Source organism: Bacillus sp. WC2507, from assembly GCF_052656125.1.
Genome location: NZ_JBQXPN010000003.1, coordinates 264524 through 283361, shown reverse-complemented (window position 1 = coordinate 283361; position 18838 = coordinate 264524). Strand labels below are relative to the sequence as shown.

Below are 18838 nucleotides of genomic sequence, written 5' to 3'. Positions count from 1 at the left end.
TAAAAATTGAAAAGTAATTTGAAATAACTATTTGGAGGGAATAGCTATGCTTTTAAAATATTTTTATGATGAAAAATTAGCACATGCTTCTTATTTAGTTGGTTGTCAGAAGGAAGGCGTAGCAATTGTAATCGATCCGAGTCGCTATATAGAACAATATATAGAATTTGCTAAGAAAGAGGGGATGGAAGTAATAGCTGCGGCTGAAACACACATTCATGCAGATTTTCTTTCTGGGTCTAGAGAACTTTCTACTCTTTATCATGCCAATTTATATGTATCTGATGAAGGAGATTGTGATTGGAAATATCAATATCTTAACGAAGGCCAATTCAAATTAGTTAGAGAGGACTCAGAGTTTAAAGTAGGTCATATAAAATTTAATGTAATGCACACGCCAGGGCATACGCCTGAAAGTATTTCTTTTTTAGTAACTGATACAAGTCAAAATAATTATACGAATGATAAGCCGATAGGAGTATTCACAGGTGATTTTATTTTTGTAGGAGATATAGGAAGGCCGGACTTATTAGAAACCGCTGTAGGTATGAAAGATACTGCAAAAATAGGAGCGAAACAATTATTTAATTCTATACAAAAAATAAAAATACTCCCTGACTATTTGCAGATATGGCCATCACATGGTGCAGGAAGCGCATGTGGAAAAGCATTAGGAGCAATTCCCACTTCTACATTAGGTTATGAAAAGATGTTTAATTGGGCATTTCAGTGTAATGAAGAAAGTGATTTTGTATCGACTTTATTGACGGGACAGCCAGAGCCTCCAAAGTATTTTTCATTAATGAAGAATTTAAATAAGTACGGTCCTCCAATTCGTAATAAGAGAGAAGTTTTTACTATTAATACAGTAGAAGAACTTCAAGAAGTTATAAGGAGCGTTCAGCAAATAGTTGATATAAGGGATGTAGAAAGTTTTGCTTCTGGTCACATGGAGAAATCAATTAACATACCGTATAACAACTCATTCACAACTTGGTCTGGATGGTTACTAGATTATAAAACAGAAACTTTAATCATTCTAGATGAGAAAAAGTTTAAAGTGGAGGAGGTTATTAGAGACTTTGAATCTATTGGGCTAGATAATATTCTTGCTTTTGCACCCTTACAAGTAATACAAAGACTTGATAGATTTGAAAGTTATAAAGAAAAAACATCGATTGAATTACATCCTCATATAAAGGATGGTAGTGTTAAGGTTATCGATGTACGTAGTAAAAAAGAGTGGGAGGAAGGACATCTTCATGATGCAATACATATCCCCCTAGGAAATCTATTTAAGCAGCTAGATTGCATACCAAAAGATTGCCCATTAGTTTTACAATGTCGAACCGGATTGCGTTCCGCTATAGCAGCTAGTATTTTACAAAGAGCTGGTATAAAAGAAGTAGTGAATTTAAAGGGAGGATTTCTTGCTTGGAAAAAAGAAAAGCTTCCTTACGTAACTTCTAATCTCAATGTGTAGGGAATAGACTCATATTAATTTAAAAGGGTTATAATACACTTTATGCCCAAGGCGAAGAAAATCTTGTCCATTTTATTACACAAAGCTGAAGATACTACATCAGAAGCAAAGTGGGTTAGTGTGAACTAAGAAGAGACGGTAAAACGATTGATAGTATGCTATATAATGGAGCGCCAGACATTAATACTATTAAAGCTATGATAAAAGCTACCGGATTAACATGGCCAGATAAACTAGGCAAGATGGTTGAGGGAAAAGAATCAAATAAAATAAATTCTAATAAAATATAGAATTTGTTCACTTTTATGATACATTTATGAAACATTCATATGTTACGTTATAAAAGTCCTTTTTTGTATCATTTTCATTCTGTCAAAAAGTCCTAGTCCCCCTAGGGCTTTTTGCGTTTAAATAAAGAGATGTACCGTATTTCTCAATGCACAACATTACTTAACGTGGTAAAATAATATTTGGATGGGAGTCCAATACATATTGTTAAAATTAAAGTGGTTCAAGTCGGAGGAAGGCACCTTAGGGTGACTTTTCTTTTTTCTCAATATAAGAAGTTTAAGAATATGCTATTATGTTAATACAAAGTCCCTTTTGTGCAATGAGATAGTAGTACCCTAATGACCCACCTATTCCCGTTGGTGGGTCTCTTCAAATTCTTCAGCGTCATGAAAACCTAAATCAAACGAATACAACGTTTCTGATGCTACAGGATATTTTAAGTGTTCCAATGTGTCTGTAGATCCATGAATACGTAAACAAGGTCTAATATAAATCTTATTTTTAAGCCGTTTCTCTCTCGTAATTCCTACATCGTGTCTCATTAAGGCATAAGTTTTAACGAATACACAATAGGCCACCCATCATCATATGGACGGATTATTTACATAAAATTCGTTATAGGAAGCTAATTTTTAATAGTAGAGCAAACTCCTCTCCCTTCGGAGAGAAGTTTGTTTTTTTCAACAATGCAAAAACAATCAAAATGCTTGTTTCTTATACTCACTAATGTATCTGAACAATAAGGTTGTCCCTGCTATATTAGATACAATGCTGACTCCTAACATTACAGCCCATGCAGTATTCTGAACTTTCATTGTCAAAGTTAACATGAGAAAGCATATGCCAGCCGCAACAAACAAGAAACCTAAAAGTTTATTCATGATTTTACACCTCCTCTTTTTATATTTTAACATCAAAATGAAACGATATGTTATGTGATTTTTGGGTAGCACCACATTGAGCTCAAGCTAAGAAATACAAATACCCCCAAAACGAGGGAATTGTACATTTTCACATGAAGATGTCAATTTCCTCGTTTTAGGGTGTTATAAAATTCTTAAGTTGATGGATGTGTAACGGTACCCCAAGTATAAAAAAACCTTATAGCAAATAAGGTTTTTTTTATACCTCTTAAAATGACTTAAGATGCGTTTACTTGAGTTCACTAGGTAGTTAGAGGTTTAAAGACTATCTTTAACGAAAAATGTTAAGCAGTTCTATTTAATTTTACATCAATATATCTAAATAAAAAATGCAATCTTGCATCATCAATCCTTTTTTGATTCAATACATCCAAAAAATTTTTTCTCTCGTTTCTTTCTTCATCCTGTGGTATGCCTCTAGTGATAATGGTCATACTAAGGCATGGACGGATGAATCAAAACAAAAACCAACTAGGTTCATAGGTTAGAAGTGTATCTGAATAGATCATATAATTGCAGAAACATAAGATAGAATATTCCCACTAATATTTCTATAGTTTCAAACTATATACTTATAGAAGTAATAGAATTATATTGGCAATGAAAGAGAAAACAATAGATGGAAGGGGATGTTTTTATGTTTAAAAAAGCAGCACTTGGTATTTCATCGTTAGCTGTAACTGCGTTTGTCGGATTTGGAATGGCAACAGAAGCTTCTGCTGGACCTGCAGCACCACTTACTTCACTAAATGTCGTACAAGTAGAGTCTGAGCAGGGCGGAGTAGAAACGATTAATCCAAACAGTTTTAGCACAACACGTGATCACGGGGGAAAATATTTATATATTACTACGAAGGAAATGGGATATGGCCAAAACCCATTTGCGAAAATGAATGGTTCTAATGTGAAAAGTATTGGCTCTACTATAATTGGTGGAAAACCAATTGTTGGCTGGTATTATAAGTGGGATGCTTCTGGGCATCAGCAAGGAACATTTGAATATCAAAAAACATCTATTAACGCTCCATTTAATACGATGCGAACTTCAATCTATATCAAATAAGTACTTTGAATAGTAATAGGGATTTAACATACAAAATTCAGTTCATAAAATTGAATTCAGTTATAAAAAATATAGGAGTCGTCCTGAATTAGGAGGACTCCTATATTCGCCATAAATGCTTACTTGTGCAATATATTTGTCTAAATCGTATTCTGATTTTCTTGTATTAATAGTTTTACAAGTTAGAAGAATAATAACTTGAGTAAATGAACTTGTATTTACATACTTAACATACTTCATTTGCAATAGAATGGGAAGATCTAGAATTATAACGAATTATTTTTTTTATTATTAAACCATATGTCATAGAAAATAATATGAGTAGAAGTAACTGCCCCAAAAATTGCAGCCTATTATAATCTATAGACGTTGCAGTAATAATAGCAGGTTTTATAGCTATGAAATAAGTTGTTAAATATATAAAAAGACTTAGAATACAATATAATGAAAAATTCAACAAGTTTCTGTACAAATAAATTCCACCTCTTTCCTTTTCACTCTATAATTTAGTATCTATATTCCCATCTCTTATAGAAGTATCCTGATCCTATTTAATTATATATGTATATAAATTATCCATCAGTCATCTCTTCATTTTATGGTGTTTTTTGAGGATTTACAAATCAGTTTCTAGGTAAACTTTCTTTAATTTATCAAGTTCAGGTAGAATGTTTTAAACGAAAGGGGGGAGTTCAATTAGCTGTGATTTATTGATTCTAATCAATATGTATATTATTTATTCTTATGTAGAAAATAATTTAGTCAAATAAATACAAAACGTAGACATACAAAAAATCCATTCTTTCTATGATTTTTAAGAAAGAACGGCTTTTTATTTATTTTATAGGATATTACATTGGATAAACTGATAGTAACTGAACAAAAATTACGTATATTCAGAAACCTATCCTATTGAGTTTTTCCTTCTTCGTAAATATAAATGGCATTTCCGCCTAGTACTAAAACTACAACTCTATCATCCTTTTTATATGTAATCATCGCGCCGTCTGCTTTCTGTGTTTTCCATCCGGCAAACCATATTCCTAACTGATAATCAAAAGGTAAACCGTTTGAAAAGCATGTTCCATTGTATTCATAATCCTTATGCTCTTCTTGATACACATATTCTGCACGAGCAGGTACAGGAAATCCCTGTATTTTTGATTCAACAGTCCGATTATAATAAATGATAATTCCAATAATAACTACGACTAGTATTGTCAATGGTACCTTCCATTTCACTAAGTTTCATCTCCTTTTATTTCCTGTTTTATAAAATTTTAGGAAAATAACTCTTTACTTCCACCTGGAATCATTATATCATAAATGGGAGTTATATAAATATTCAGAAAGTAGGGAAATTTTATGAAATTAAGAAAGACTTTAGTTGGTGCTACATTATCAATTGGTTTGTTATGCAGCCAAATGTCTGTTGCAAGCGCAGAAGAGAAAAAAGTAGAAGATTATACGTTAGGTGAAATTGAAAGCGTTTTATTCGAATATTTAAAAGTGCACAATCTTACGTTTAAAGTGAACAGTGAAGAGTTTTATGCTTATCTATTTAATCAATTAATGTATCAAGAGGATAAAGAATTGGAGAAACATCCTCAATATAAGCAAATTTTAGGATATGCAGCAGAATATATACATGAAAAATCCTTAAATGCGCCGACTACTACAGATGCGTCAAAAACGAATTCTTTACAGGCTAAGTCTAGTCCGAAAGAATTTAGCATGAAACCTGTGGCGCAGAAAACAATTGGACAAATTAAAGAAGAAGTACAAGCAAAAGAAGCATCTGCAAAAATCGAACAAATGCAACGAGCACCAAAAATGGCTGCAGCAAGTTCAGGATATAGTGGAAGTGCAGCTGCTAGTTATGCAGTAAAATGGGCAAAGGGACGGAATCCTAGCTTTGGCGATTATAGCCTTGGAATTACGGGTGGCGGTGGAGATTGTACGAATTTCGTTTCACAAGCTGTTAATGCGGGTGGTAAAGGTATGAATAAGACAAGTAACATTTCATTCACATCTCCTGATTTATTACCAGGTAATACATATTGGTACAGTGTATTTATGCCGAATGCGAATGGAAATCGTGTAGTACATAAAGCTTCACATACTTGGACAGTAGTTGAAAACTTCTATACTTACTGGTCTTCTAGAGTACCAACCTATGAGACTTATAGCCCAAAAGCATTAGAAGGGAATGCGAATGTTGGGGACGTTATTCAATATCGAAGTGATGTGACTGGCCGTAAATGGCATAGTTTAATGGTTACAAAAAAATCACCAGGCAGTTTCCAAATTAGTCAGCATACTTCCGACCGAAAAAATGATGAAATTGGATATATTTTAGACTCTGATCCTAAAGTGAAAGAGTCTAAGCTGTTAATTCTTCAATTTACTCGTTCATAATGTGTGAACAATAGTTATTACAATCAATAATTTAATCTCATATAAAAAAAAGATGCTATTTCTCTCAAAAGAGGTGGCATCTTATTTGCTCTTTTGAAACAATAAAGAGAGTAATAGATATGTCAGTATCACGTGTATGGAATCATTTATATTAAAAAAGCCATCACGCAATGAACTGCACCCCAATTGTTAGACACAGTCTAACAATTGGAGGTGCAGTTTTTTTATGACAAAATTTACGAAGGATTCAAGGTTAAAGCTCGTTCAAGGATTTAATCCAAAAACAATTTCTCAAGCAGAATATGCAAAACAGATGCATATTACAAAGGCGCAATTTCAATACTGGTTGCGCTTATACGAACTCCATGGAGAAGAAGGTTTACACGAGGTCTATACAAATTACACCGTAGAGTTTAAACTAAACGTACTAAATTTTATGGCTCAATCGGGTATATCGTTAATGGATACAGCGGCTATATTCATGATTCCTTCTTTTACAACGGTTTATCAATGGAAGAAGCAATTTGAATTAGGTGGCTTAGATGCCCTTGAACCAAAGAAAAAGGGGCGTCCATCCATGAAAAATAAAAACACAAAACAGGATACGAAAAAAATTCCGGCAGAAGGTTCAGTTGAAGCGTTACAAGCTGAATTAGAACGCTTACGTATGGAAAACGCGTATTTAAAAAAGTTGAATGCCTTAGTTCAAAACAAGGAAAAATCACCAAACAAGATAAGGCACAAGTAGTCTATGAATTAAGGCATGAGTTTCAAGTGAAAGAATTAGTAAAGTTAGCGGGTATCCCTCGAAGCACATATTACTTTTATGTAAAACAAATGGATAGAATCGATCCAGATGCGGATTTAAAAGTAGAAATTAAAGCGATTTATGATGAACACGAAGGTCGTTATGGATATCGTCGTATCCGTGATGAATTAGCCAACCGTAATCAAATAGTGAATCATAAAAAGGTGCAACGAATTATGAAAGAGTTAGGTTTAAAATGCCTTGTACGTATGAAAAAATATAAATCTTATAAAGGAACGGTTGGTAAAATTGCACCCCATATTTTAGAGCGTAATTTTACGGCAGATGCGCCAAATGAAAAATGGGTAACCGATATTACGGAATTTAAATTATTCGGTGAGAAACTTTATGTATCCCCTGTATTGGATTTGTATAATGGTGAAATCATTACTTATACAATTGGCTCTAGACCAACATACTCACTTGTTTCAGAAATGTTAGAGACAGCATTAGAATGTTTACCTGAAAGTCACCAACTATTGATGCATTCAGATCAAGGTTGGCATTATCAAATGAAACAGTACCGTCACGCATTACAAGAAAGAGGTATCCTACAAAGTATGTCTCGTAAAGGCAACTGTTACGACAACGCAGTAATGGAGAATTTCTTTGGAATCATGAAGTCTGAATTTCTCTACATAAAAGAGTTTGAAAGTGTAGAGCATTTCGAAATAGAATTAGAAAAATATATAGATTATTATAATACCAAACGGATAAAGGCAAAATTAAAAATGAGTCCGGTACAATACCGGACTCACTTTTATCAAGCTGCCTAATGAACTAACCGTGCCTAACTTTTAGGGGTCACTTCACAATGATGATTGCATGATGGCTTTTGTTGTTTTCTTATTTCTTTGTCTCATTGACCCATGTAGCGATGTCCTTGATGATATACGCAGGAACATTGGAAGGGACTTCGTGTTCACTAGGGTGACTTAATTCCCGTCGCCCTCCGTGAAGAAGTGATTCAATTTCGGATATTCTTTGAAATGAACATTACTGCGGCTTGAAAGCCCTTCTTGCCATTTCGTAAACTCGTCTTTTACTGTTACTTGATAATCACGTGCGCCTTGCAGAATCAGTAATGGCTCTTTTCGTGATTTCGCTTCCTCAACTGGACGCCAACGAGTTACATCATACATGAAATGTGGAGAAAGATAATTATAACCAGCTGGTGGGTGATCTGGATCAAAAGTAGGGTCCTCAATGTAAGCGAATTGTTTTTTTATTTCATCAATATATTCCTTAGGTGCTCTGAGGTACTGATACTGATCAAGGAGCATGTCAGTAAACGGACGTGCAGGTGGTGCCATTAAAATACTTCCTCTTACAAGTGATGAAGGTGCTTTGCTTAGTATGCGAGGCATGGTGCCGGCACCTTGGCTATGTCCGAGAATCTGGGTCAATGCCTTCTTGCTGCGCTGCTGATTTTGCTGCATATATGGCATCATCTGTAGTATCTAGGTCTAACGTTACAGGTTCTGTACTCATTTTAAAACCGTGTTCTAAGGAACGTTTCTCGTAACGTAACACTGCGATACCGATGGATGAAAGACCAGCTGCAAGGTCTCTAAAGATTTTAGCTCCCATAAATGTACTGTCACGATCTTGCGGACCAGAACCGTGAACAAGAACAACAACAGGTACTTTTTCGCCAGGTTTATGTTTTGGAACCGTTAATGTGGCTGGTAACGGGTATGTAGCATTTCCAATGACGATTTCTCGTTCTTGGTAGGAATCAGGTTGGTCATAGCTAGGATGCTGGATGGTATAAGATTTCTCTGGCGCCAACCTCATCAACTTTGCCGGCAGGCGTGAATTTAAGGAGTAGTGGAATAGCAGTTCCTTCGATAGCTCCTGGAATTTCAACCGTTTGATGGACCAAGTTTCGTTCTTTTATAACAGGTGTTCCCATGCTTGTAATTCTGCTCCCGCCACTTTGTGTCCACCAGCTTTGTAATATCTTTGCCGTAAACTTGGATTGAAAAGCTGCAGACGTCAACTGGAGTGCCTCTGCATATTTACCTTGTTGGAGATATGCAAAAAATAAAGACGTACGCTCCGTTAATGAGACTTGTTTCTTTTCTGCAGTTTGTGCCCCTTGTGTATCCCCATGAATAGCTGTTGTAAGCGGAAAAGAAGAAACACCTAAAGAAAAGAGTAGGGTAAAAGAAAGTGCTGATTTTTGTAACTTCTTTTTTTTCATCCTCTTTAACCCCAAAAACGTAATGGTATGAAATGGGTATGGTAATTAGTGGAATGTTTCCCTATTGGGATTTCGTTACATGTAAGGGGGAATCCTGCATACATATCATAAAAAGCCCGTTTGAAAGAGTGGAGGAGTTAAGCAATGGATTTATACATAAATCGTTGCTAAATCATAGAAATCGATTGTTTTTCCAACAATGATTCCAATCCCGTTATGATGTAGGGGAAGAAAAACAAGAAGAGAGGGGGCATACGATGAAGAAATTTTTATGGTTCATTTCTACATTGTGTATGTTTGATTGGTAACAGTGTGTAGTAGCAAAGATGACACTAGAATTTCCATTACCCATACCGAGAAAAAAGGGTATAGGTATACTTTCCTGTTTAAAATATTGTTCGTATAGGAAGCGAATAAGCTTCCTATACGAACAATATTACATATTAATAATTTAGAGGGTTTTAAAAATTAAGAGGTGGTTTTTAAATGTATAATGATTCAATATTTTTTCCTTATATAAATTATGATCAATGCTTCGACCGTCAATTCTCTGGTCCTCAGATTCCAGGTATACCTGGAATGCCAGGTTTTCCAGGTGTACCAAGTTTTCCGGGTGTACCAAGTTTTCCAGGACAGCAAAGTTCACAAGCTCCAACATCTCCTCCCCCATCATTTATTCCTCAACAATCAACTGCTTCACCATTTGCTGTTGATCCCGGAGCAATTTCATTATGTTTATTTCGAAATACTTATATATGGCTTAGTAATGGTGAACAATTTTGGTATTTCCCAATTTTTGTAGGACCAAGGTCTGTTGCTGGTTTTAGATGGAACGGTAGGTTTTGGGTTATTTTTGGAATTGATACGAGAAGGATTATTTCATTTACATGTTTTTAAAAATTATAGAGTAACGATAGGGGTTTAATTATATAAACAAAAGAGGTATTTGAATGAAAAAATTTCAATTATTTGATGGTACAATAACTATGATTAACGATTTTGTAACAGGGTCAAACGAAGATATAGGATGTAATAAATTAATGTCCGTAGATAATGGTTATGGGAATCTAATAAATTTTGTAGTGAAACCAAATACGTATTTTATCGACTATGCAACGGTAGTAGTAGGAGATAAAGTAACTGGTTTTTACGATGCCAACGCTCCTGCTCCTCTTATTTTCCCACCACAATTTCAAGCGATTGTTATGGCAAAATATACACCGCATCAAAATGTAAAAGTAGACTATTTTAATGAACAGTTGGAGAGTAGCGATGGAAAATTAAAATTAAATATTTCTCCTTCTACTCAAATTTTATTAACAAATGGTCAATTCTTTACAGGTAATCTTGTAAATCGAAATTTAATAGCTATTTATAGTTTTACAACAATGAGTATACCAGCTCAAACTACACCATATAAAATCATTGTTTTGTGTCAAAAGTGATTTCTATTCTAAAGGGTCTCTCGGTTTATCAAACTACAATCCATTGTAGAAGCAAAAATTTTAGCCATCTTATTGACCAGGATCATAGGCATGTCAAGAGACGTTTTGCTAGATCTGCAGGATTTCAAAATCTTCGTCATGCTTCACGTACGATAAAAGGTATCGAGACCATTCATGCCCTATATAAACAACGGCGAAGTCTTCAAAGAGACTCCGCCTTTTCAACGTACAATAGTATTCCTTTCTAAATATGAAGATAAAAGTATCAAAAATACATTAATATCATGAAGATACAGGAACCTAATATGTAATATTGCATATTAATGAATTTATATGAGTATATATAACGTGGAAATCACTATAACGAACATGCAGGTTTCCTTTTTTATTTGTTATTTTTATCAGTAAAGTAGACCACATATCAGTTTCAGATACTTGTTTTATTATACAAGTAATCAAACAAAAGGAGGGCCATACAACATAATTACACCATTATTAACAGGGCACTCTTTTAAGTACAGGAGATTATTAGCGGGTGGAGAAAATGTTGAAGATATACAGACAGATAAACATATTCCATATGAAAAAATGAATTGTAGCAAACTCTAGAAAAGTACGATTCAAAGGAGTTTGAGGTATAAAAAGAAAATAGATAAATTGACAAGAGAAAAGCACTTTGTGTATATCACAGGTGGTTTTTATTTTCATTTTGATATAGGGCTTGAATTAAATTCCCATGTTTTTTTGCGGCCATCCAATACTACATATGTACATATGTAGTATTGGAATTAGTAATAATAAAATGGGTTCTGGTGCAAAAACTTCAAGGTAACTACAAGTAATCTCTAAAACTTGGACATACTGATACTATTACTCTAAAAAGGTGTGTAATCGGTATGGAAAAGAAAAATTGGTTCAAATGGAAGCACTATCAGCCTGATATTATTTTATTAACGGTAAGATGGTACCTACGGTACAACCTAAGTTTTCGTGATTTGGTGGAAATGATGGAGGAACGGGGTTTATCCATTTCTCATACAACGATTATGCGTTGGGTTCATCAGTATGGTCCTGAATTGGACAAACGGATCCGACGTTACCTCAAACAAATAAATGACTCTTGGAGAGTCGATGAAACATATATCAAAGTAAAAGGTCAATGGGTGTACCTATATCGTGCTGTTGATTCGAAAGGAAACACAATTGATTTTTTCCTAAACAAAACAAGAGACCAGAAGGCTGCAAAGCGCTTTTTCAAGAAAGCTTTGCGGTCTTTTCATGTTTCAAAGCCACGTGTTATAACAGTCGATAAGAACCCAGCTTATCCTATAGCAATTGAACAGTTGAAAAAAGAAAAAAGCATACCTGATGGTATGCAACTTAGACAACAAAAGTACTTGAATAACATAGTAGAACAAGATCATCGCTTTATAAAGAAGCGAATCCGTTCTATGCTAGGGTTCAAATGTTTTGACACAGCTACATCCATTCTTTCTGGAGTCGAAGCTATGCATATGATTAAAAAAGAACAGATTGATTTACGGGACCAGTCTGTCCAAAATCAAAAAGAATTCATCCATCAATTGTTTGGACTTGCAATATAAGATACGATTCCGTTAGGAATATATGTGCTTTATTCTCTTTTGTTTTATTTTTGCACCAGAACCAATAAAAGAAGAAGGTCAAGAGATAGAAGAAAAAAAATTACAAGGAACTTAACAAAATAATCCTTTGTGCGACACGTTTCCTCATAAGTGTGCAAACATGAAATAGGAGGGCTATCAATTTGATAACAACAACTGTTTGACTGAAAGTAGGAATGAAAGCCGTCAGGTTGAGCTGAAACTACTTATCTAATACTCCTACATGCAAGGCGTGATAGTAGTCACAAATTGTATGTAGCTAGGTGAAGTCGGCTGAACAAAACCTAAGTGAGAAATCATATGGTAATGGATAGGTCGGGATGCTACAAAATATCTATGGTGAGAATGTCTAAAATAACGGACTGGCTAACTTGCGAATGTACGGGTCTAAATTATTAATACAATAGAAATTTGTATGTCGTCAATGATGACGTTATCCACCGAAAAGTAAGAGTAAAGGATACGAAATTCGGAACATCTAACGATGAGGGTGTAAAGATAACAGGCTTAAAGCAAGCACCTAAGGATATATGTATAGCTAAGTCAATCGGAACGTGGTAAGCAAGAAACTGTCACCAACGCCTACTAGCGGACAAATGCATATAAGGTTCTAACGAACCGAAATTGCTTCATTCTTGTGAAGGTGGGGACAAAGTACCGACGAAGCATGTAGCGAATGTGGAGGGATAGTCTCTAGTCTTGTTCTTTGAAAACTAAATTAACTAGATGTAACTCACAGGATCGAGTAATATGATGGATAGAGAATTCACGATGAAGAGAAACGTATAGCAGCGTTTTATAAGAAGACAACAGCTTAATAGGGGGAGAGATGGATAAAGAACGAGTTATTAAGTTACTAGAAGAACTTGAGTTTTCACAAGGTTTCATTGGTCATGATTGTCCGTATTGTTATTATGACGAAGAAAGTGGTCATAGTGATGATTGTGAATTGAAACAAGTACTAGATTCATTGAAGAAATGAATGGATAACGGAACAATGACTAATAGTGTGGTGGGGGCTGTATTGTAGTCATCGTTCCCTTATTCAACAATGAGATGGTAAAATTTCACGTACCTTGAAAAAAGGAGTGAAATCCGTCTCAAAATAAAAAGAATTCTTAACTTATTGAGACGGAAGGGAAAATTGCGAAGTTATATTTTAAAATCTGTATTAGAATTAAAAATCACTGTATGTTCACATAAACAAAGTACAATAAAGAATACTTTTTACAGGATTATAAGAAACATTCTCTTTCAATATAAAAACAATTAAGTTTTGGGTAAAGCACAACCTATTTAGTCTTAAGTGGTTAAAGTTACCCGTATTGCATTGAAATTTTTTTAACATGTATTTATATGCTAGCTATACCCTATAAGCAACCATGTAATCAAAATTAAAATGTATAGGTGAATGAATCTGCAACTAAAAGATATTTATACTGATGAAAGGTGCATGATGCATTTTGTTGGATGAACATAAAAGAATTATAAAAAAGGGGAGAAACAAACATTTTACAACTTCGCACGAAATACCAATTTTACGAACAATAAAGGAGTTAAATAAAAATCTAATAACCGTATCTAGGGATTTCGAGCTTAGTTGCATGAATCTTAGTATGTTGGTATGTATCTATATAATTCATACTTTATATAGAAATTATTAAATTTTAAATAACTCATTACTAATTTTTATAGCAAATTACATTTTACTTTATAAGGTTTTTTCTCACGTTGATCTAATTAAACCCCCATAATTATGATTATATAAACCAATTTATATTTTTATAAAGACTTTTAAACTATATTCATGTATTAATCTTTTTTATGAATTTTTATAGCAAATTTGTTTTATTTTCTATACATTTATATCTAGTTTTTGCACTAATTTTTATGGTCAAATACAAATTTCTCTCTTAATTATCTATAATTTTTACTTGAGTAAATACATTATTCCATTCACTATTGAGTATTTTTAGCATCTCATAATTTAATTATGTAAATAAGTTTGTGTAAAAATTGAATTTAACGCGAACTTGTGTTCGCTTCTGTTTTCTGTTATATTATATATGAGGTGATTTTTATGGACTACAGCAAGCAACGTCAAAAATCCGTACATCGTAAAAAATTATACGAAAATCTAAATGAAATGCCTTTTTACATAGAAGAATTTGTGGAGTACAAAGAATTGCATGATGCCTCTCCCTCTACCCTACTGAATTATGTATATGATTTTAGAGTCTTCTTTAACTGGCTATTATCTGAACAAATTATTGAATTAAAGCCCATTAAAGACATGTCCTTCTCTGATTTGGAGAATTTAAAGAAAAAAGATGTCGAGAACTTCATGAGGTTTCTAAAACTACAACATAACATGCAGAATTCCTCTGTTAATAGAAAAATTTCAGCCTTAAAGTCTTTATTCAAGTACCTTACTTCCCTTTCAGAGAATGATGAAGGAGAATGCTATTTTTATAGAAACGTAATGGCTAAGATTGAAATACATAAAGATAAAGAAACATTAAATGCCCGTGCAAAACGTATGAGATCTAAAATATTTCATAATGATGATGATCAAGAGTTTTTAAATTACGTTAAGTATGAGCATGAAAAATCTTTAACGAAACATCAGTTGTTCTATTTCCTAAGAGATAAAGATCGAGATGTGGCAATCCTCTCCCTTTTTCTTGGTAGTGGCATTCGTGTAAGTGAATTGGCCGATCTTCGTATGGAAGATATAAACTTAAAAGAAAGGCTAATTGATGTAATCCGAAAAGGAAACAAAGAAGATTCTGTATGGATTACCCCAATCGCATTGAACGATCTAGAAAAGTATATGGAAATTAGAGATAACAAATACGCTCCAGGGAAAGAATTAAAAAATGTGTTTTTATCAAAGTATAAACATACTGCACAACCTCTTTCAGTTAGAGCTATCCAGGATATAGTAGAAAAATATACTAAAGCCTATGGTAAAAAAATGTCCCCTCATAAATTAAGACATACATTGGCAAATAAATTATATATGGAAGAAAAAGACTCGTTACAAGTGATGCAACAACTTGGGCATACCAGTCAAGATACTGCTTTGCTATATACACAACTTGGGGAAACAACTATTAAAGATAGTTTAGGGAGAATAGGAAAGAATAAAGAATAAAAGTTCAGCAGTTTTGCATTGCTGAACTTTTATTCTTTTACAGACTTATGGACTTAAACTCTATTTATTATTCATTTAAATTTCATTTTATTATGTAAAAAATACATAATTTGAATCCTTCTATAATTGGTATATAAAGACTATCTCTTGATGGATATAAATGAAAATTTTAGATTCCCACAAGTGTTGTTTACGTTAATTACAAATGTAATGTACATTTCATTTAGGATTTTAAATCTTGTCTAGTAAATAGGAATATAAATATAGACCATTATAAAAGAATAAATTTTCTAAACCATCTTTCTAAATCTTCTTCATTCTGTTCAAAATTTTTTTCAAAATCACTATTTAATATAATCTTTAGCAATAGTTCTCTAATTGCATTATCTAACTCTATAGCAAGTTCGAGGGCATCTGCATATCTTTTTTCTGACATAGACTGTCCATGGATTACAGTGGAACGAATGGCATAAGATTTTTTCACTAACGAGAAGTAATACTCTCTTTGTTCCAATTGTTCAGACATTATATTTCCGTAGGTGGGCCTTATCTTTATTACACAATAACAAATTATACTCCCATTTTTTCATAAACTTTATGCAATTATACAATTTCTCCTTTTTGTGTACTGATTTCATTTCACGGATTTTATGCATTAATACATTTTACGGTTTTAAAATCTTTATTTATATAAGTAGCTCATATATGGGTTTAAATATTTGTACCAATATTATCTAATGTTTTGGGATTTACTTTTTCTCCATCTATTGTCATCTTTATTTTTTGCTTCGAATTTGCTGTTACCACCCAAGCATTCGGTAAATAACGATCTTCATGGGATAATGTAGACGGTGAATTTATAACTTTTCCTCCTAAATATAGCGTAGCCGAAGAACCTCCATCCATTGCCATTGCATTTATAGCACCTTTTTCATATAGAATATCTTGGCACTCTTTTAACGTAGCCCCTATACTGTACGTCTGTCTACCGTCAATGACTAGAAACATAATTGTACTATCTTCTTTTTGGGCCATAATACTTCGCGGAGCAGAACCCCAACCACCGTCTCCTTCTGTAATCATTTTTTCTCCATTCACAATTAACTGTGGCATAAATCCAGCTGCGGAAACGACTTTTTTATCGAGGAGTTGTTGTGTAGAATAATTTCCTGTTATCATTTGTCCAAACTTTGTTAAACCTGTAATAATTGTAGGGGTATTTCTATCCATATTCGTATCAATAGCTTTTCCATTTTCTATCACAATTCCAGTAGCAACATTTCCTCCACCCCTTCCTGTTTCATCAGCGAACCCACTTGCATTCACGGCAACTAGTGCATGATTACGTTTTGCCATTACACTAATTTTTTCTCCCTTTTTAGCGCCCTGTGTTCCTTGATGGCTAACAAGTTTAACATTAAAAGGATTACTAATAGTGACTAACTTTCCTTCGAATAGAAAGCGACTATCTTTATTACTTTTAATTGTTTCTACATCAATTTCTAATGGCTGATTTATTAATTCTTCTAATCTTTTTCCTACTATTTTTTTATAAATATGCTCATCACTGTTTGACCATTTCGGATGATTAATTCTATCTTGCAGTTTATCTAGTTCCTTTGGGGATAGGAGTGTATATTTCGCATATTGTGGATGCTGAGAAGTTAGTATACTCCCAGCGATTGTTATACGAAGCTCTCGGCCATAGCTAGTACCAAATAATATTCCTATGCCAATAATCATTAAAACAGAAAATAGAAGCAAGATTCTTTTGAAGATTTTTCTTAGATGTTTCATATTTTTATCCTCCAGCATTCATTACATTCAATAAATCCATTAAAATATTATTTATCTAAAGACAAAAGTGTTCGATTTCCTCATGCCTGAATTCCCCGCTATATTTTAGCAATTAGGGAAAAATATTTATTCTAAATTTCGTTTTTGCAGTGTATATTTATAAATTTAATAACGTTTTTGCAACCATGAAATAAATTACTAATCCTGTTCCGTCAACAAATGTTGTAATAAATGGACCTGAAACAACTGCAGGATCTAGTTTTAATTTTCTTAGAATCAAAGGTAAAACAGCTGCTACAAGAGAAGCCCAAATAACAATAAATAGTAAAGTAATTGCTACAACTTGTGCAACTTCTGTTCCAACTCCTAACATATAAGCACGAGTGAGCCCAGCTATACCAAGTGCAAGTCCAAGAAGCATACCTATTGCAAATTCTTTTTTCATTACACGGAAAATGTCTTTAAATTTCACCTCTCCAATACCAATTGCACGAGTAATTGTTGCTACAACCTGTGTTCCTGTATTCCCTCCAGTACCTACTAATAATGGAACAAAGAAAGCAAGGGCAACTACAGTTTCAATTTCGTCTTCAAAATACTTTAATACTGTACCTGTATATGCCTCAGCAACAAAAAGAAGTAATAACCATGGTAGACGTTTTAAGAAAATGCTCCAAATGCTAGCTTCAAAGTAAGATTGATTCAATGGTTCACTTCCGCCTAACTTTTGAATATCTTCTGTAGCTTCTGCTTCCATAACATTCATTACGTCATCAAATGTTATAATACCAATCATTTTATTAGTTGCTGTTGTCACAGGTATTGCTGCTAAATTATAATTCAGTAGCTTTTTTACAACTTCTTGCTGGTCAACTTCAGCGTGTACTGAAATCACCTCTTGAATCATGATAGTAGATAATAGATCTTCATCTGCTGCTAGTAATAACTCATGTATGGAAACGATTCCCTTAAGATACCCGTGATTATCAAGAACATAACTATAAGATATTGATTCTACGTTTTTAGAATGTTCCCTAATGTACTTCAATGTCATTTTTACTGACCAATTTCCCCTAACTGCAACAAAATCACTTGTTACAAGACTTCCTGCCGTTTCAGGTTTGAAAGTCATCAATTTTTTTACGTTATGTTTTGTGATTTTATCTAGATACGCCATTAATTTAGCCTGTTTTTCCGGATGAACCGCTAGCAGTAAATCTACTAATTCATCAATTGGTTGTAAATTTAGTAACTTTTTAGCTTTGTTTTCAGATAAGTGAATTAAGATATTATATTTTTCTTCTGCACTCATATATTGAAGAATTTTAGAGCTTTTTAATACAGGAATCGTATTTAGCAATATGACTTGATCTTCAATTGAAAACTGTTTTACTTCTTGCGCAACATCATACGACGAAAGACGTAAAACCTTCTCTGCATCCAGATTATTTTTGGTTACAAGTAATTCCTTTAATAATTTCTTCATGTTAACTCCTCCTCATATTGCTAAGGGAGACTCTAGAGTTTCATGAGTGGTTTTGTTTTATTTTATTTGTCTTTAATTTTTTATTAGAGCAATAATAGTTACATTGCAATCAATTCAT

General features: G+C 33.4%; 14 protein-coding genes and 3 pseudogenes. 10 read left to right on the top strand and 7 right to left on the bottom strand.

The genetic code is table 11. The features are described from left to right. Positions 1-46 precede the first annotated feature (46 nt). On the top strand, positions 47-1483 hold the full coding sequence (locus ACUN28_RS29250; RefSeq protein WP_098560585.1) for an MBL fold metallo-hydrolase: 1437 nt from the start codon (positions 47-49) through the stop codon (positions 1481-1483). A gap of 989 nt (positions 1484-2472) precedes the next feature. On the opposite strand, the gene ACUN28_RS29245 is transcribed toward ACUN28_RS29250, so the two are convergent. Further along, a complete protein-coding gene (locus ACUN28_RS29245; protein WP_016090064.1) occupies positions 2473-2655 on the bottom strand; it encodes a hypothetical protein in 183 nt (60 codons plus the stop codon). A gap of 679 nt (positions 2656-3334) precedes the next feature. Between ACUN28_RS29245 and ACUN28_RS29240 the strand changes: the two genes are divergently transcribed. Continuing rightward, entirely contained in the window at positions 3335-3760 is a 426-nt protein-coding gene (locus ACUN28_RS29240; protein WP_033660014.1) for a DUF4879 domain-containing protein, read from the top strand. 235 nt (positions 3761-3995) lie between these two features. Here the strand turns inward: ACUN28_RS29240 and ACUN28_RS29235 are convergent. Together ACUN28_RS29235 and ACUN28_RS29230 are read right to left on the bottom strand one after the other, a co-directional pair. Next, positions 3996-4232 (bottom strand): annotated as a pseudogene (locus ACUN28_RS29235) (hypothetical protein); the annotation flags it as partial. A gap of 437 nt (positions 4233-4669) precedes the next feature. Continuing rightward, a complete protein-coding gene (locus tag ACUN28_RS29230) occupies positions 4670-5002 on the bottom strand; it encodes a hypothetical protein (RefSeq protein WP_016136290.1) in 333 nt (110 codons plus the stop codon). A 123-nt stretch (positions 5003-5125) separates the two neighbouring features. On the opposite strand from ACUN28_RS29230, the gene ACUN28_RS29225 reads away from it, so the two are divergent. After that, positions 5126-6178, top strand: coding sequence for an amidase domain-containing protein (locus ACUN28_RS29225; protein WP_016090067.1), 1053 nt, complete (start codon positions 5126-5128; stop codon positions 6176-6178). A gap of 226 nt (positions 6179-6404) precedes the next feature. Next, a protein-coding gene (locus tag ACUN28_RS29220) for an IS3 family transposase (RefSeq protein WP_154214473.1) occupies positions 6405-7762 on the top strand; the annotation gives its coding sequence in 2 pieces (ribosomal slippage) (positions 6405-6861 and positions 6861-7762; 1359 coding nt in all). 70 nt (positions 7763-7832) lie between these two features. Here the strand turns inward: ACUN28_RS29220 and ACUN28_RS29215 are convergent. After that, a pseudogene (locus tag ACUN28_RS29215) lies at positions 7833-9192 on the bottom strand (alpha/beta hydrolase family protein). A gap of 486 nt (positions 9193-9678) precedes the next feature. Between ACUN28_RS29215 and ACUN28_RS29210 the strand changes: the two are divergent. The 6 genes and pseudogenes from ACUN28_RS29210 (at position 9679) to xerS (ending at position 15437) form a co-directional block, all read left to right on the top strand. Further along, entirely contained in the window at positions 9679-10089 is a 411-nt protein-coding gene (locus ACUN28_RS29210; RefSeq protein WP_098560584.1) for a transporter, read from the top strand. 53 nt (positions 10090-10142) lie between these two features. Then, positions 10143-10637: a hypothetical protein gene (locus tag ACUN28_RS29205; RefSeq protein ID WP_016090072.1), complete on the top strand. Its 495-nt coding sequence runs from the start codon at positions 10143-10145 to the stop codon at positions 10635-10637. A 23-nt stretch (positions 10638-10660) separates the two neighbouring features. Continuing rightward, positions 10661-10885 (top strand): annotated as a pseudogene (locus tag ACUN28_RS29200) (DDE-type integrase/transposase/recombinase); the annotation flags it as partial. A gap of 648 nt (positions 10886-11533) precedes the next feature. After that, a complete protein-coding gene (locus tag ACUN28_RS29195; RefSeq protein WP_016136293.1) occupies positions 11534-12241 on the top strand; it encodes an IS6 family transposase in 708 nt (235 codons plus the stop codon). An 868-nt stretch (positions 12242-13109) separates the two neighbouring features. Then, a complete protein-coding gene (locus ACUN28_RS29190) occupies positions 13110-13262 on the top strand; it encodes a hypothetical protein (RefSeq protein WP_016090075.1) in 153 nt (50 codons plus the stop codon). A gap of 1098 nt (positions 13263-14360) precedes the next feature. After that, positions 14361-15437 (top strand): tyrosine recombinase XerS, encoded by a 1077-nt coding sequence (xerS, locus tag ACUN28_RS29185; RefSeq protein WP_016090076.1) that lies wholly within the window; start codon positions 14361-14363, stop codon positions 15435-15437. Positions 15438-15708: 271 nt separating this feature from the next. On the opposite strand, the gene ACUN28_RS29180 is transcribed toward xerS, so the two are convergent. The 3 genes from ACUN28_RS29180 to mgtE form a co-directional block, all read right to left on the bottom strand. Then, positions 15709-15963 (bottom strand): hypothetical protein, encoded by a 255-nt coding sequence (locus ACUN28_RS29180; RefSeq protein ID WP_016090077.1) that lies wholly within the window; start codon positions 15961-15963, stop codon positions 15709-15711. 185 nt (positions 15964-16148) lie between these two features. Then, positions 16149-17234: a phosphodiester glycosidase family protein gene (locus ACUN28_RS29175; protein ID WP_098560583.1), complete on the bottom strand. Its 1086-nt coding sequence runs from the start codon at positions 17232-17234 to the stop codon at positions 16149-16151. A 157-nt stretch (positions 17235-17391) separates the two neighbouring features. Then, the gene (gene mgtE / locus ACUN28_RS29170) at positions 17392-18720 is read right to left on the bottom strand and encodes a magnesium transporter (RefSeq protein ID WP_016090079.1); all 1329 of its coding nucleotides are present in this window, start codon (positions 18718-18720) and stop codon (positions 17392-17394) included. Between the last annotated feature and the right edge of the window lie 118 nt (positions 18721-18838).

What these genes read in the sequence shown, in the direction of transcription:
- xerS (WP_016090076.1), top strand. Translation starts at nt 14,361, where the DNA reads ATGGACTACAGCAAGCAACGTCAAAAATCCGTACATCGTAAAAAATTA.
- mgtE (WP_016090079.1), bottom strand. Translation starts at nt 18,720, where the DNA reads ATGAAGAAATTATTAAAGGAATTACTTGTAACCAAAAATAATCTGGAT.
- ACUN28_RS29190 (WP_016090075.1), top strand. Translation starts at nt 13,110, where the DNA reads ATGGATAAAGAACGAGTTATTAAGTTACTAGAAGAACTTGAGTTTTCA.
- ACUN28_RS29195 (WP_016136293.1), top strand. Translation starts at nt 11,534, where the DNA reads ATGGAAAAGAAAAATTGGTTCAAATGGAAGCACTATCAGCCTGATATT.
- ACUN28_RS29180 (WP_016090077.1), bottom strand. Translation starts at nt 15,963, where the DNA reads ATGTCTGAACAATTGGAACAAAGAGAGTATTACTTCTCGTTAGTGAAA.
- ACUN28_RS29210 (WP_098560584.1), top strand. Translation starts at nt 9,679, where the DNA reads ATGTATAATGATTCAATATTTTTTCCTTATATAAATTATGATCAATGC.
- ACUN28_RS29240 (WP_033660014.1), top strand. Translation starts at nt 3,335, where the DNA reads ATGTTTAAAAAAGCAGCACTTGGTATTTCATCGTTAGCTGTAACTGCG.
- ACUN28_RS29205 (WP_016090072.1), top strand. Translation starts at nt 10,143, where the DNA reads ATGAAAAAATTTCAATTATTTGATGGTACAATAACTATGATTAACGAT.
- ACUN28_RS29225 (WP_016090067.1), top strand. Translation starts at nt 5,126, where the DNA reads ATGAAATTAAGAAAGACTTTAGTTGGTGCTACATTATCAATTGGTTTG.
- ACUN28_RS29175 (WP_098560583.1), bottom strand. Translation starts at nt 17,234, where the DNA reads ATGAAACATCTAAGAAAAATCTTCAAAAGAATCTTGCTTCTATTTTCT.
- ACUN28_RS29245 (WP_016090064.1), bottom strand. Translation starts at nt 2,655, where the DNA reads ATGAATAAACTTTTAGGTTTCTTGTTTGTTGCGGCTGGCATATGCTTT.
- ACUN28_RS29250 (WP_098560585.1), top strand. Translation starts at nt 47, where the DNA reads ATGCTTTTAAAATATTTTTATGATGAAAAATTAGCACATGCTTCTTAT.